13 protein-coding genes are annotated in these 14,473 nt (G+C 63.5%); 5 read left to right on the top strand and 8 right to left on the bottom strand.

Features of this window, described 5'->3' with window-relative positions; genetic code table 11:
* Positions 1-3: 3 nt before the first annotated feature.
* From arsC to KSS93_RS09645, 3 genes are read left to right on the top strand one after another with little or no spacing between them, the layout of a single operon-like run.
* Positions 4-357 (top strand): arsenate reductase (glutaredoxin), encoded by a 354-nt coding sequence (arsC, locus tag KSS93_RS09655; protein ID WP_217888084.1) that lies wholly within the window; start codon positions 4-6, stop codon positions 355-357.
* On the top strand, positions 354-959 hold the full coding sequence (gene wrbA / locus KSS93_RS09650) for an NAD(P)H:quinone oxidoreductase (protein WP_217888083.1): 606 nt from the start codon (positions 354-356) through the stop codon (positions 957-959). The genes arsC and wrbA overlap by 4 nt, the downstream gene beginning before the upstream one ends.
* A complete protein-coding gene (locus tag KSS93_RS09645; protein WP_217888082.1) occupies positions 952-1,359 on the top strand; it encodes a DUF2069 domain-containing protein in 408 nt (135 codons plus the stop codon). Before wrbA ends, KSS93_RS09645 begins: the two co-directional genes overlap by 8 nt.
* Positions 1,360-1,511: 152 nt before the next feature.
* Here the strand turns inward: KSS93_RS09645 and KSS93_RS09640 are convergent, their stop codons facing one another.
* Together KSS93_RS09640 and ttcA are read right to left on the bottom strand one after the other, a co-directional pair.
* A complete protein-coding gene (locus tag KSS93_RS09640; RefSeq protein WP_217888081.1) occupies positions 1,512-2,183 on the bottom strand; it encodes a DNA-3-methyladenine glycosylase I in 672 nt (223 codons plus the stop codon).
* Positions 2,184-2,186: 3 nt separating this feature from the next.
* The gene (gene ttcA, locus KSS93_RS09635) at positions 2,187-3,011 is read right to left on the bottom strand and encodes a tRNA 2-thiocytidine(32) synthetase TtcA (protein ID WP_217888080.1); all 825 of its coding nucleotides are present in this window, start codon (positions 3,009-3,011) and stop codon (positions 2,187-2,189) included.
* A 268-nt stretch (positions 3,012-3,279) separates the two neighbouring features.
* Here ttcA and KSS93_RS09630 point away from each other — a divergent pair, with 268 nt between their 5' ends.
* Entirely contained in the window at positions 3,280-3,879 is a 600-nt protein-coding gene (locus KSS93_RS09630; protein ID WP_217842176.1) for a Yip1 family protein, read from the top strand.
* 165 nt (positions 3,880-4,044) lie between these two features.
* Here KSS93_RS09630 and KSS93_RS09625 read toward each other — a convergent pair.
* Positions 4,045-5,399 (bottom strand): IS3 family transposase gene (locus tag KSS93_RS09625; RefSeq protein ID WP_217885837.1). Its coding sequence is split into 2 segments (ribosomal slippage): positions 4,045-4,926 and positions 4,929-5,399, totalling 1,353 coding nucleotides; the frame shifts between segments, so codons are not numbered across the junction.
* Between the two features lie 431 nt (positions 5,400-5,830).
* Between KSS93_RS09625 and KSS93_RS09620 the strand changes: the two genes are divergently transcribed.
* Positions 5,831-6,325 carry a SprT family zinc-dependent metalloprotease gene (locus KSS93_RS09620; protein WP_217888703.1) on the top strand — a complete coding sequence of 165 codons (495 nt, stop codon included), beginning with the start codon at positions 5,831-5,833 and terminating at the stop codon, positions 6,323-6,325.
* 18 nt (positions 6,326-6,343) lie between these two features.
* Here the strand turns inward: KSS93_RS09620 and KSS93_RS26725 are convergent, their stop codons facing one another.
* The 5 genes from KSS93_RS26725 to KSS93_RS09595 form a co-directional block, all read right to left on the bottom strand.
* Positions 6,344-9,745 (bottom strand): M10 family metallopeptidase, encoded by a 3,402-nt coding sequence (locus tag KSS93_RS26725; RefSeq protein WP_217888079.1) that lies wholly within the window; start codon positions 9,743-9,745, stop codon positions 6,344-6,346.
* A gap of 226 nt (positions 9,746-9,971) precedes the next feature.
* Positions 9,972-11,294, bottom strand: coding sequence for a dicarboxylate/amino acid:cation symporter (locus tag KSS93_RS09610; RefSeq protein WP_217888078.1), 1,323 nt, complete (start codon positions 11,292-11,294; stop codon positions 9,972-9,974).
* A gap of 338 nt (positions 11,295-11,632) precedes the next feature.
* Positions 11,633-12,979: an ATP-binding protein gene (locus KSS93_RS09605; protein WP_217888077.1), complete on the bottom strand. Its 1,347-nt coding sequence runs from the start codon at positions 12,977-12,979 to the stop codon at positions 11,633-11,635.
* A complete protein-coding gene (locus KSS93_RS09600) occupies positions 12,976-13,653 on the bottom strand; it encodes a response regulator transcription factor (protein WP_217888076.1) in 678 nt (225 codons plus the stop codon). The genes KSS93_RS09605 and KSS93_RS09600 overlap by 4 nt, the downstream gene beginning before the upstream one ends.
* Before the next feature lie 123 nt (positions 13,654-13,776).
* The gene (locus KSS93_RS09595) at positions 13,777-14,382 is read right to left on the bottom strand and encodes an outer membrane protein (protein WP_217888075.1); all 606 of its coding nucleotides are present in this window, start codon (positions 14,380-14,382) and stop codon (positions 13,777-13,779) included.
* Positions 14,383-14,473: the final 91 nt, after the last annotated feature.

Raw genomic sequence — 14,473 nt, 5'->3', positions numbered from 1 at the left:
GCCATGACCGAACTGACCCTGTATCATAACCCGCGCTGCTCCAAATCCCGCGGCGCCCTGGAGCTGCTCGAAGCACGTGGCCTCACCCCCAACGTGGTGCGCTACCTGGAAACCCCGCCGAACGCCGCAACGCTCGAGCAACTGCTCGGCAAGCTGGGCATCGGCGCACGCCAGCTGCTGCGCAGCGGCGAAGACGAATACAAGGCGCTGAACCTGGCCGACCCGGCGCTGACCGACGCCCAGCTGATCGAGGCGATGGTGCAGCACCCGAAACTGATCGAACGGCCCATTCTGGTGGCCGGTGACAAGGCCGTGGTCGGCCGCCCACCGGAAAAAGTGCTGGAGATCCTGCCGTGAGCGAGCCCTACATCCTGGTGCTGTACTACAGCCGCCACGGCTCCACCAGCGAGATGGCCCGGCACATCGCCCGCGGCATCGAAATGGCCGGGCTGGAAGCGCGCCTGCGCACCGTGCCGGCAATCTCTACCGAGTGCGAAGCGGTGGCCCCGGACATTCCGGCCAGCGGCGCGCTGTACGCCACCCTCGACGACCTGCGCCACTGCGCAGGCCTGGCCATGGGCAGCCCGACCCGCTTCGGCAACATGGCCGCACCGCTGAAGTACTTCCTCGACGGTACCAGCAGCCTGTGGCTGGGTGGCGAGCTGGTGGGCAAGCCTGCCGCCGTGTTCACCTCCACCGCCAGCCTGCACGGCGGCCAGGAAACCACCCTGCTGTCGATGCTGCTGCCGCTGATGCACCACGGCATGCTGGTCACCGGCCTGCCCTACAGCGAATCGGCGCTGCTCGAAACCACTGGCGGCGGCACCCCGTATGGCGCCAGCCACCACGCCGGTGCCGATGGCAAGCGCGAGCTGGACCAACACGAAATCACCCTGTGCCGCGCCCTTGGCCAACGCCTGGCGAATACCGCCAAGGCCCTGGGTGGCCAGCGTGGCTAAGAAGCCCAAGGTACTGCCGCCGCTCGACTGGCTGGCGCCACGGGTACGCACCACCCGCGCCCTGAGCCTGGCTTGCTTCTTCGGGTTGATCGCCTTGCTGGTGGTCAACAACCTGTGGTTCGCCAACCTGCACGGGGCGCGGGTCGAGGTGATTCTCGCGGTCGAGCTGGTGCCACTGCTGTTGCTGCTGCCGGGTATGCTGCTGGGCAGCGCCCGGGCGCATGCCTGGACCTGCTTCGTGGTGAACATCTACTTCATCAAGGGCGTGCTGGCCGCGTTCGACCCGGCGCGGGCGGTGTTTGGCTGGGTGGAGGTGCTGGTGAGCCTGGGGTTGTTCGTCAGCGGCTTGCTGTATGTGCGCTGGAAGTTCCAGCTGGAGCGGCGCCTGGCCGGCGAATAAGCGGCTGGTGATATCCCGGTAGGAGCGGCCTTGTGCCGCGATGGGGCGCGCAGCGGCCCCAAGATCTCGGACTCATGCAAAATTGCCGGGGCTGCTGCGCAGCCCATCGCGACACAAGGCCGCTCCTACAGGGGGATGTGCCGGCAGCAAGCTCAGTGATTGACGGTATGCGCCAGCATCACCGACAACTGGCACAGCGGCCGGCCGCTTTCGGCGTGCCACTGGTTGAACGCCTGCTGCACCAGGGCCAGGTCGCGCTGGCTGGTGGGCGGCTTGTCGATGATCTTCTGTGCAATCAGCGCAGCGGACATGTCGTCAGTGGGGATGAAGGTATCCTTGCCGACCATGCGCAAGAAGCGCGGCGCCGACAGCCCGCCCAACTGGTTGCCGTGCTTGGCCAGGTACTTCCACAAACCGACGATATCGGTCTCGGGCCAGTCGGCGATGAACGCGCCGAAGCTGCCCTGCTCTTTCGCCACGTCCAGCACCATCTGCGCATTGCGCGGCACGCTCTTGAGCTTGCCCAGGTGGCGGATGATGCGCTCGTCCTGCATCAAGCGCTCTAGGTGCTCGGCGCCCATCAGCACCACCTTTTCCGGGTCGAAACCGAAGAACACCTGCTCGAAGGCCTGCCACTTGGCGTCCACCAGGCTGTGCTTGAGCCCGGCGCGGAACACCCGCAGGGCCAGGGTCGACAGGTAGCGGTCATCGCTGATGGCGCGCAGCTGCGCAGCCGTGCGCGGCTGCGGCAGGAACGCCTCAAGCGCCTGGGCCGAGCCGAAGCGGTTAAGGCAGTACTCATGCAACCACTGATAGTCGCGCATGGGTCAGATGTTCAGCACGTCGAGAAAACGCGGGGTGGCACTTTCGTCGATTTTCAGGCTGGTGAAGTCGAACAGGTTGCGGTCGGCCAGTTGCGACGGGGCGACGTTCTGCATGGCGCGGAAGATGCTCTCGGTACGGCCCGGGTGCTTGCGCTCCCACTCCACCAGCATGTCCTTGACCACCTGGCGCTGCAGGTTCTCCTGCGAGCCGCACAGGTTGCACGGGATGATCGGGAACTCGCGCATGTCCGAGTAGGCCTGGATATCCTTTTCGCTGCAGTAGGCCAGCGGGCGGATCACCACGTTGCGGCCGTCGTCGGCGCGCAGCTTGGGCGGCATGCCCTTGAGCGCGCCGTTGAAGAACATGTTGAGGAAGAAGGTCTCGACGATGTCGTCGCGGTGGTGCCCCAGGGCCATCTTGGTCGCGCCGATTTCGTCGGCGAAGGTGTACAGGGTGCCGCGGCGCAGGCGCGAGCACAGCGAGCAGGTGGTCTTGCCCTCGGGGATCAGCTCCTTGACCACCGAGTAGGTGTCTTTCTCGACGATGTGGTACTCGATGCCGAGTTCCTTGAGGTAGGCCGGCAGCACGTGCTCGGGGAAGCCCGGCTGCTTCTGGTCCATGTTCACCGCGACGATCTCGAACCGGATCGGCGCCACCTTCTGCAGGTGCAACAGAACGTCGAGCATGGTGTAGCTGTCCTTGCCGCCGGACAGGCAGACCATGACCTTGTCGCCATCTTCGATCATGTTGTAGTCGGTGATGGCTTCGCCGGCGAGACGACGCAGGCGTTTTTGCAGTTTGTTCTGGTTGACCGAGAGGGTGCCCATAGCGCTTGGAATCCGCGAGGTGTGACAAAAAGGCGGCTATTTTACGCACAAACTGCGGCGCGCTGTAGGCATTCCGACAAATACTGGGTGGGAATCAACCCGCCGCCTGACAGCGCAATTTGCTCTAAAAAGCGCGATTTGTGCCGGGTACGGCTTCCTATACTGCGTCATAAGGCCACATTCCCGTTTGCAGGGGTGCCCTGGCCTCGGGCCGTTGGCGCTCCGCATGGGGGGTGTCAGGCAACAACGATCGATAGGAGTGACCGGCATGATCCATCACGTTGTGGGGCTGTTTACCCATCCCGACCAGGAATGGCGGGAGATTCGTGGCGAAGAGGAAAGCATCAGCCACATGTACCTGACGCACACGCTGATCCTGGCGGCGATCCCTGCCGTATCGGCGTTTATCGGCACCACCCAGGTGGGCTGGGTGATCGGCGACCGGCCAGCGGTGATGCTGACCATGGAAAGCGCGCTGTGGATGAGCGTGATGTCCTACCTGGCGATGCTCGCCGGGGTGGCGGTGATGGGCGCGTTCATTCACTGGATGGCGCGCACCTACGATGCCAACCCGAGCATGGCCCAGTGCATCGCCTTTGCCACCTACACCGCCACGCCGCTGTTCCTCGGCGGGCTGGCGGCGCTGTACCCGCACCTGTGGCTGGGCATGCTGCTGGGCACGGCGGCGATCTGCTACACGGTGTACCTGCTGTATGTGGGGCTGCCGACCTTCATGAACATCCCGTCGGATGAGGGCTTTTTGTTCTCAAGCTCGGTGCTGGCGGTGGGGTTGGTGGTGCTGGTGGCGATCATGGCGGCCACGGTGATCATCTGGGGCTTGGGTGTAGGGCCTGTCTATACCAATTGACCTGATGTGAAAACATCGCGGGGCAAGCCCGCTCCCACAGTTAAGGCGTTTGCTTCAGGCCTGCGCTGTACCTGTAGGAGCCGGCTTGCCGGCGATGAGGCCGGCTCAGGCAGCACAAGACAGTTGCTCCCACATGCTGGACTGCCCCCCAAAAGTTGGACAGTTTTAAGCTGCCGCCTGGGTCCTGTAATCGACAGGGCTCAGGCCATTAAGCCGTAGCTTGATGCGGTCATGGTTGTAGTAGTGAATGTACTCATCCAAGCCCGCTTTCAATTCATCAATACTCTCGAAACGCTTGAGGTAGAAAAACTCTGACTTGAGCGTGCCGAAGAAGCTTTCCATAGCTGCATTGTCCAGGCAATTGCCTTTGCGAGACATGCTCTGTTTCACGCCGCGACTGCGGAGCGTGTGGCGATACTGAGCCTGCTGGTACTGCCACCCCTGGTCGGTGTGGAGCACTAGCCTGGGCTTCTCTCCCAAGGTCTTGAGCGCCTTGTCGAGCATGTTTCCAACCAGGCTGTACTGAGGGCGAGTAGCCGTCTCGTAGGCGATGATTTCCCCGTTGTACAAATCCATCACTGGCGAAAGGTAGAGCTTCTGTTGAGCCACCTTGAACTCGGTTACGTCACTCACCCATTTCTGGTTAGGACGCTGGGCGACGAAATTTCGCTCCAGCAGATTCGTCGCTATCTTGCCAACAGTACCTCGGTACGACTTATATTTTTTGGGCCGCACCAGTGATTTCAGACCCAGGGTAACCATCAGCTTCTCGATGACCTTCTTGTTGACCAGCACCCCACCTTTCCTGATCACGAGTGCAACGCGTCGATAGCCGTAGCGCCCTTTCTCTTTGTGATAGACCTGCTGAATCTTCTCTTTTAGCTCGGCATGCTTGTCCGGCTTCTGCTGGCTCTGCACCTGATAGTAAAAGGTGCTGCGAGCCAGCCCGATCAGCCGCAGCAGATCAGGCAAAGGGAACCTAGGCTTGAGCTTGGAAGCGATCAGGACTTTTTGCCTGGTATTCGTTCCTTTTCCTCCCGCAAAGCCTTGAGCTCCTTTAAGACAGCATTCTCCATCCGCAGGTATTCGAGCTCCGCCAACAGCTGGTCTCGGGGCTTTTGCGAGTCGTCGGTATCTGTGGGTTTTGCTGGTTTGATCTTCTTCGGCACTTTGATCGGCTTTTTCTGGCGGTCTACAGGAGCTACAAGGCCACCACTGTAGTACTGCCGCTGCCAATTGCCTATCTGCGACGATTGGGCGAGGCCAAAATGCGCTGCGGTTTGACGCATGGAAAGACGATGCTCGTGCATAAAGCTCAGCACCTGCCGCTTGAAGTCGTCGTCATAGCGCTGCCCGTTAGAGCGCGGAGAAAGGCTGAACTTGCTCTGATGGCTTGAAACCCACCGGCGTAGCAAGCTGTAGTCGACACCGAAAAGCTGGGCCACCTTGCGGAAGCCATTATTGCCATCCAGGTACGCTGAGATGGCTGTGAGCTTGAACTGCTCTGTGTATTTGCTCATAGGTCCCCCAAGGGTTGGATTTTTTGTCCAACTTCTTGGGGGCAGTCCATGCCTGCGTGGGAGCAGGCTTGCCCCGCGATGCTTTTGTATTCCCTGTGCGGGCCTCATCGCCGGCAAGCCGGCTCTCATAGAACTGCACATAACTCATTGATTTAGCGGGGACCTGTGGGAGCGGGCTTGCCCGCGAAGCAGGCGACGCGGTGTCTGGCACCGGCTTCGCCGGTGTTCGCGGGCAAGCCCGCTCCCACAGGGGCCGCGGCGGGTCGTGCCCAGTTCTCTGCGCGACAGCGCAGCCCAAAGGGCTGGGTGATCTCCTACAGGTAATACGCAGGCACGCGAAGGGCTGCAACGCGGCCCCCGATCGCTGACCGATGGCTCGGCAGGCCTGAACAGGTTGCGGCATAATGGCCGGCCAGGAGACCCACCCCGCCATGCCCGAGCTGCTCAAGCAACGCGTCGAAACCTGTTACCAACAAGCCGAAACCTTCTTCAAACGCCCCTTCCCGCGCCCGGAAGTAAGCTTCAAGCTGCGCGGCCAAAAGGCCGGCGTCGCCCACCTGCACGAGAACCTACTGCGCTTCAACCTGCAGCTGTACCGGGAAAACCAGGACGACTTCCTGCGCCAGACCGTGGCCCACGAGGTGGCGCACCTGGTGGCTCACCAGCTGTTCGGCGACCGTATCCAGGCCCATGGTGAGGAGTGGCAGTTGATCATGCGCGGGGTGTACGAGCTGCCGCCCAACCGCTGCCATAACTATGAAGTGCAGCGGCGCAGCGTTACCCGCTACATCTATACCTGCCGTTGCCCGGAACAAAACTTCCCGTTCAGCGCCCAGCGCCACACCTTGGTGGCCAAGGGGCGGCGCTACCTGTGCCGGCGCTGCCGGGCCACGCTGGTGTACAGCGGGCAGACGCGGGTGGAGTGAGCCACCCGCGCCAGCCCGTCAGGCGACGCTCACCAGGTGGTCGGCGCTGAAGCTGGTGACGCCGACCAGGTGAATCTCGAAGTCGGCGGTGAACTTGCCGTCGGCTCCCAGCTTGTTGTCGATGTTGCCCGACAGGACCTCGTCGGCAAAGCGCAGCTGGCCGGCACCGGTGAAGTCGCCCGAGCCGATGAAGGTGAAGGCGTTGACGCCCTTGAGCAGCACGTTGGCGTCGATCTTGGTCAGGTCGATGCGGTCGCCTTCAGCGCCGTTGAAGTCGGTGATGACGTCGCCCTTCTCGCCCAGGCCAATTTCGCTCAGCAGGTTGAACACGAAGCGGTCGGCGCCTGCCCCACCGGTCAGGGTGTCGGTGCCCAGGCCGCCGATCAGCACGTCATCGCCGGCGCCACCATCGAGCACATCGTTGCCGGCACCACCATTGAGGGTGTTGTTGCCGGCGTTGCCGATGATCACGTTGTTCAGCGCGTTGCCGGTGCCGTTGAGGTTGTCCAGCCCGGTGAGGGTCAGGTTCTCGAAGTTGGCACCCAAGGTCCAGTTGACCGAGGCACGCACGGTGTCGATGCCGGCGTTGGCCCCTTCGATGACCACATCGCGCAGGTTGTCGACCACGTAGGTGTCGTTGCCCTTGCCGCCGATCAGGGTGTCGATGCCTTCGCCGCCGTCCAGCACGTTATCGCCATCGTTGCCGGTGATGCGGTTGTTCAGCGCATTGCCGGTGCCGTTCAGGTTGTCGGTGCCGGTCAGGGTGAGGTTTTCGAGGTTGTCGCCCAGGGTCCAGTCAACCGAGGAGAACACGTTGTCGATTTCCTTGGGCGAGGTGCCGGTCTCGATGATCACGTCATCGATGCTGTCGACGTAGTAGGTGTCGTTGCCCAGCCCGCCGATCAGGGTGTCCGCCCCGCCGCCGCCGCGCAGCACGTTGGCGCCGTCGTTGCCGGTGAGCACGTTGTTAAGGGCGTTGCCGGTGAGGTTCAGGGCAGCCTTGCCGAGCAGTTCGCCGTCCTCGATGTTGTCGGCCAGCACATAGCTGATGGAGGCGCGCACCAGGTCGCGACCTTCATCGGCCAGCTCGGTCACCACGTCGCGCAGGTTGTCGACGTAGTAGATGTCATCGCCCAGGCCACCGATCATGGTGTCGATGCCCACGCCGCCGTCGAGCAGGTCGTTGCCTTCGCCACCTTCGAGGCGGTCGTTGCCGGCTCCGCCGAACAGCTGGTTATCGCCGCTGTTGCCGATCAGCACGTTGGCCAGGGCGTTGCCGGTGCCGCGGATGGCACTACCGGTGAGCACCAGGTTTTCCACGTTGGCGCTCAGGGTCCAGTCCAGCGAGGCCTGCACGGTGTCGATACCGGCGTTGGCGGCTTCGATCACCTGGTCGCCCAGGTTGTCGACGATGTAGGTGTCGTTGCCGCGCCCGCCAGCCATGATGTCGGCGCCAGCACCACCATCGAGCAGGTTGTCGCCGGTGTTGCCGGTGAGGCGGTTGTTCAGCGCATTGCCGATGGCATCGAGGTTGGCCGCACCGAGCAGGGTGAGGTTTTCGAGGTTGTCGCCCAGGGTCCAGCTGACCGAGGCGAACACGTTGTCGATTTCGCTGGCCAGGGTGCTGGTTTCGATAATCACGTCATCGCTGCTGTCGACGTAGTAGGTGTCGTTGCCCAGCCCGCCGATCAGGGTGTCTGCCCCGCCCTCGCCCTTGAGGATGTTGTTGCCGTCGTTGCCGGTGAGCACGTTGTCCAGGGCATTGCCGGTGAGGTTGAGGTTGGCCTTGCCCAGCAGCTCGCCATCTTCGACGTTAGCGGTGAGCACGTAGGTGATGGTGCTGCGCACCAGATCGCGGCCTTCGTCGGCCAGTTCCACCACCACGTCGCGGATGTTGTCGACGTAGTAGGTGTCGTCGCCCTGCCCGCCCAGCATGCGGTCGGCGCCCAGGCCGCCATCGAGAATGTTGTTGCCGGCGTTGCCGGTGAGCACGTTGGCCAGGGCGTTGCCGGTGCCGTTCAGGTTGGCGCTGCCGGTGAGCTCGAGGTTTTCCAGGTTGGCGCCCAGCACGTAGCTGACCGAAGCACGCACGGTGTCGATGCCGGCGTTGGCACCTTCGATGACCACGTCGCCCAGGTCGTCGACGATGTAGGTGTCGTTACCAGCACCGCCAATCAGGGTGTCGGCGCCGGCGCCGCCGTCGAGCACGTTGTTGCCGGCATTGCCGGTGATGCGGTTGCTCAGCGCGTTGCCGCTGCCGTTGATGGCGGCGCGGCCGGTGAGCTCGAGGTTTTCCAGGTTGTCGCCCAGCACGTAGCTGACCGAGGCCTTCACCGTGTCGGTGCCCTCGTTGGCCAGCTCGATTACCTGATCGGCTGCGTTGTCGACGATGTAGGTGTCGTTGCCCAGGCCACCTTTCATGATGTCGGCGCCGGCACGGCCGTCGAGCACGTTGTCCAGGTCGTTGCCGATCAGGGTGTCGTTGAAGGCCGAGCCGGTGGCGTTCTCGATTTTGGCGCCGTAGGCGATGGCCAGGCCGTCGTTGATGTAGGCGTCACGGGCCACATCGTAGAACAACGCCCCGATGTTGCTGAAGGCGCCCTCGTTGAGGTTGAGCAGCACGCCGGCCTTCTGGTTGCTGGCATCGAGGGTGTCGATGCCGCCGGCGTCCCACAGGGTCTGGAACACGATCTGGTCGGGCTTGAAGCTGTAGGTGTCGTTGCCGGCGTGCCACTTCATGTTGGCGCCGTACAGGCGCTGCATCACCAGGATGTCCAGCAGCATCGGCGTGCTTGGCTCGGCGTACGCGGTGTGGCTGGCGTTGTAGTAGGTGTTGTTGTAGCTCATCAGGGTGTAGCGCACGTCGTCCAGCTCGGCCGGCAGCACTGCGGTGCTGCTGCCGCTGGCTTCGAACGGGTGCTTCAGGCCCAGGGCATGACCTATTTCATGCATGAAGGTCATGTAGTCGTACGAGCCGGCCACTGGCTTGGCTTCGTTGGTATGCGGCCCGATCCACACATCACCCGCGATGGGGTTGTTCGCCGGATAGTAGGCCCAGGCTGCAGCGTTATCGTCCATGTAGAGGTAACCTGCAAAGCGCAGGTCGCCTACGTTGGTGCTCGTCTCGTTCACCAGGGTGAACTTGATGTCGGCCACCGCCGCCCAGGCCGCGAGCGCGCCGGTAACAGCGGTTTTCTGCGCGGCAGTCAGCCAGTAGGGCGCTGTGTTCTCGCCACCACCGGAATTGCGGTAGGCCGTGAGCAACTTGTAGTCGGAGACGAAGCTGTATGTAAGGGGGGTTGTACCGCCGGTGAAATACGAGGATGTATCCCAGGCGCTTCCCGCCAGCAGGCTGTCTATGAGGGTATTTCCCGACAGCGAAACGCTGCGGGCCCAGGAGTAAGAGGTGGGGCTAGGCATTGCACTACATTCCTGAATAGACCGTGAACTTCCGTGTAATCAACGCCTGGCCGGTCCATAAAACCCAGGCAAGTAAATTAGTGGTGGCAATTTACCACTAAATTGACGTCAAAAGTATGAACCCGGCGAACAGCCGACAAACGAAAGGGCCGCCTTGTAGCCCATCGCCAGCGTGTCGGCGACGGGCCGCAAGGCGGCCCCTTTTTATTGCGTTACAGCGGTGCTATCAGCGCGCCGGGCCTTCGGCCACACCCAGGTCGTCGGCCGGGCGGGTGTCGACCAGCGGCGAACCGCCGGAAGCCAGCTCGGCTTGCAGGGTGTCGGTGTCCAGCTCCTTGACCCACTTGGCCACGACCACGGTGGCGACGGCGTTGCCGATCAGGTTGGTCAGGGCGCGGGCTTCGGACATGAAGCGGTCGATACCCAGAATCAGCGCCAGGCCGGCAACCGGCAGGTGGCCGACGGCGGACAGGGTGGCAGCCAGCACGATGAAGCCCGAACCGGTAACGCCGGCAGCACCTTTGGAGGCCACCAGCAGCACCAGCAGCAGGGTGATCTGGTGGGTGATGTCCATGGTGGTGTCGGTGGCCTGGGCGATGAACACCGCAGCCATGGTCAGGTAGATCGAGGTGCCGTCGAGGTTGAACGAGTAGCCGGTCGGGATCACCAGGCCAACCACGGATTTCTTCGCGCCCAGGCGCTCCATCTTGGCCAGCATGCGTGGCAGGGCCGACTCGGAGGACGAGGTACCCAGCACGATCAGCAGTTCTTCACGGATGTAGCGGATCAGCTTGAGGACACTGAAGCCGTGGGCGCGGCAGATACCACCGAGCACGATCAGGATGAACAGCAGGCAGGTGATGTAGAAGCAGGCCATAAGGTAGCCCAGCTGCACCAGCGAACCCACGCCGTACTGGCCGATGGTGAAGGCCATGGCACCGAAGGCGCCGACCGGGGCCAGCTTCATGATCATGTTGATGATGTTGAACATGACATGGGCGAAGCGGTCGATCAGGTCCAGCACTGGCTTGCCGTAGCTGCCCAGGCGGTGCAGGGCGAAGCCGAAGATCACCGAGAACATCAGCACTTGCAGGATGTCGCCGTTGGCGAAGGCACCGACCACAGTGTTGGGGATGATGTTGAGCAGGAAGCCGACGGTGGTCTGCTGCGCGCCGGCGGCGGCGTAGGCGGCCACGCTGCTGGCGTTCAGGGTGCTGACGTCGACGTGCATGCCGGCGCCCGGCTGAACCACGTTGACCACGACCAGGCCGATGATCAGGGCGATGGTGGAGACGATCTCGAAGTACAGCAGCGCGTAACCGCCGGTCTTGCCGACCGACTTCATGCTCTGCATGCCAGCGATGCCGCTGACCACGGTACAGAAGATGATCGGGGCGATGACCATCTTGATCAGTTTGACGAAGCCGTCACCCAGCGGTTTGAGGGCAACGCCGGTTTCCGGGTAGTAGTGGCCGAGCAGGATACCGATGGTGATCGCGACGATCACCTGGACATACAGCGATTTGTACAGCGGCTGACGAGTCGTCATGGCTAAGTTTCCTCAAGTGTGCCGGCGCATCCTTCCCAGGATGTCGGGGCACCTGAATCGCGAACCCTCCTGCACCTGGAGGGATTTGTCGTTGTGTTCGAGCAGCCTGGCAAGCGTCTGCCCGGTCTCTGCCAAGTGAATAGCAAGGGCGATGCCAAAATGCCCACTCGAGGTGCAGAGCCAATGTTTGCGGGATGTTTTTGCCCCTGGACGGGGCGAGTGGCGGGGTTTGCGCTGGCGGAATTCCGCCCGGTGGCGGGATTCGTACAGGGGGTGTGGCGGGAATCCGCCCAGGGTAATAGCCGAAGCGGACCCGCTCCCACGGATGCCAGCCCCCGTCACTCCAGGCGGAAGATGATCCTGAACGCCGCCCCGCCCAGGTCAGAATCCCCCAGGCTCAGCTCGGCGTCGTAGCTGTCGATGATGTCCTTGACCACCGCCAGGCCAATACCCTGCCCCGGGTGCTGGCTGTCCAGCCGCTCGCCGCGTTCGAGGATGCGTTCGCGCTGGTCGGGCGGCACGCCCGGGCCGTCGTCCTCGATACACAGCACCAGTTGCCCCGGCGCCTCGTCAAGGGTAACCCGCACCTGGCCCAGGCACAGGCGGTAGGCGTTTTCCAGCAGGTTGCCGAGCAACTCGAGCAAGGCGCCCTGCTCCATCGGCACCCGCGCCTGGGCCGGGATGTCCAGGCTGACCTGCACGCGCTTGTCGCGGTAGACCTTGGCCAGGGTGCTGCACAGGCTGTCCAGTAGCGGCGCCAGCGGCACCTGGTGGCGCACCAGGCCGCTCTTGCGCAGGCTGGCGCGTTGCAGTTGGTAGTCGATTTGCTGGCTCATGCGCTCGACCTGGCTTTGCAGCACCCGCCCCTGCCCGGGCTCCTGGCGGCCCTGCTGCATGCTCTCGCCCACCCCCTGCAACACTGCAAGCGGAGTCTTCAGGCTGTGCGCCAAATCGTCCAGCGAGTCGCGGTAGCGCTGGCGCTGCTCGCGCTCGCTGCGCAGCAGGCGGTTCAGCGAGCCGGTCAGGCGCAGCAACTCGCGCGGGTGTTCGCGGCTAAGCCCATCGCGGGCGCCGGCCTCTACCTGGTCCAGTTCGACACTCAGCCGGCGCAGCGAGCGCAGGCCCCAGGTCAGCCCGGCCCACAGCAGCACCATCAACGCCAGCAAGGCGGCGCCAAAGCCTAAGTAGAGTTTTTCGCGCAGGCCATCGAGGGTGTGCTGGTACTCGCGCACCGGCTGCAGGGCAACAATGCTGAACGCTGCGCTTTTGCCGCCGAGCAACTTGACCTCGACGTCGTAGACGAAGAATTCCTCGCCGTCCTCCTGCTGGATGCGGGCGAATTCGTTGCCGCGCCCGTCGTAGCGCGGGCGGTAGTTGATATGCCGGTTGCGGGTGGCGCGCGACTGCCACACCAGGGTGCCCTGGCGGTCGAAAATGTAGCCGAGCAGGCCAGTGTAGGGCAGGTTGAAGCGCTCGTCCGGCAGCAGCGCCGGCATCTGCAGGCGGCCGTGCTCGATACGCGCGGCAGAGATCAGGGTGGTCACGTCCGAGGCCAGGCGCTGCTCGATCGACTCCTGCAACGCCAGGCTGAAGGCTTTTTGCAACGCAGGCAGCAGCGCCAGCATGAACAGCAGCGCCAGCAGCGCCGCCGCCAGCATCAGGCGCACACGCAGCGAACGGATCACCGGCAGCGCTCGGTGAACAGGTAGCCCAGGCCACGCACCGTGTCGATGGGCTTGAAGCCGGTATCACCCTCGAGCTTGCGCCGCAGGCGGCCGACCAGCACTTCGATGACGTTGGGGTCGCGCTCGTCGTCGTCGGGGTACAGCTGCTCCATCAGGCGGTCCTTGGCCACCACCTGCTGGTGATGGCGCATGAGGTATTCGAGGATGCGGTATTCGTAGGCGGTCAGCGCCAGCGGTTGCTCGCCGAGGGTGGCCTGCTTGCGGTTGAGGTCCAGCACCAGGGGGCCGGCAGCGATGGTCGACTGGGTGAAGCCGCTGGAGCGGCGCAGCAACGCGTTCAGGCGCGCTTCCAGCTCTTCGAACTGGAACGGCTTGACCACATAGTCGTCGGCGCCGGCGGCCAGGCCTTCGACCTTGTCCTGCCAGTTGCCACGGGCGGTGAGGATCAGAATGGGGAAGGTCTGGCCGAGGCTGCGCAACTGGCGGATCAGGTCGAGCCCGCTCATGCCCGGCAGGCCCAGGTCGATCACGGCCAGGTCGTGGTTGTACTGCTCGGCCTGGTACAGGGCTTCTTCGCCATTGGCCACCGCCTGCACCACGTGCCCGGCTTCGCCCAGGCGGGTGAACAGGTGATGGCGCAGCAGCGCTTCGTCCTCGACCACCAGCAATTTCATGTGGATCTCCTTATTGGGGTGCCTTTGGGGATGCTATCGCGGGGCAAGCCCGCTCCCACGCTGCAACCTGCGTGGGAGCGGGCTTGCCCCGCGATAGCATCCGGGCAAACGCAGCTTAACTGATCAGAACTTGTAGTTGGCCGCCAGGTAAGTCTGGGCGCTGCTGTCCAGGCGCATCGCGCCGATCTTGCTGGCGCCGTGTGGCGACAGTTCGACGCTGGCGTTGCTGCGCAGGTAACGGTAGCCCAGCTCCACCGAGGCGTTATCGGTGAGTTGTTGCAGCACACCGGCCTGCAGGCCGTAGGCGTAACCGGTATCGGTGTCGCGGCTGTAGCCGGAGGACTCCTGGCTGAGCTTGGTCACGCCCAGGCTGGCGCCGCCGAACAGTTTGGTGGTGTCGCCTACCGGCAGGAACAGGTCATAGCTGCCGAGCAGGTTTTCCTGGCGCAGCTTGAGGCCGCTGTGATCGCCCGAGACGTTGTCGTAGGTGAGGTAGTAGCGGCCCTGGTCGTTCATCTGGCCGACGCGCACGCCCCAGGTACCGTCCTTGGCGATGACGCCGTCGGTGTTCAGGTTGTCGGTGCTGCGTTGCATGAGGCCGGACTTGCGAACCTTGTCGCTGGTCTGGCCGTAGGTGAGGCTGGCGAAGGTGTCGTCGGCCTGGGCGGTGGTGGCGATGCCGGCGGCGCAGACAGCCATGGCGGCAAGCAGGGTGTTGAATGTTTTCATGGTTGTAACTCCGGTTGGGATGCGCTGTGTGTGTCTGCGGGCTAGAGTAGGGAGGGCGCCCTGAACCGCCGCTGAACCCCGCCTGAACCGC

It is taken from the genome of Pseudomonas xanthosomatis (assembly GCF_019139835.1).
GTDB lineage: Bacteria > Pseudomonadota > Gammaproteobacteria > Pseudomonadales > Pseudomonadaceae > Aquipseudomonas > Aquipseudomonas fakonensis.
This window is presented reverse-complemented; position numbering and strand designations above follow the sequence as displayed.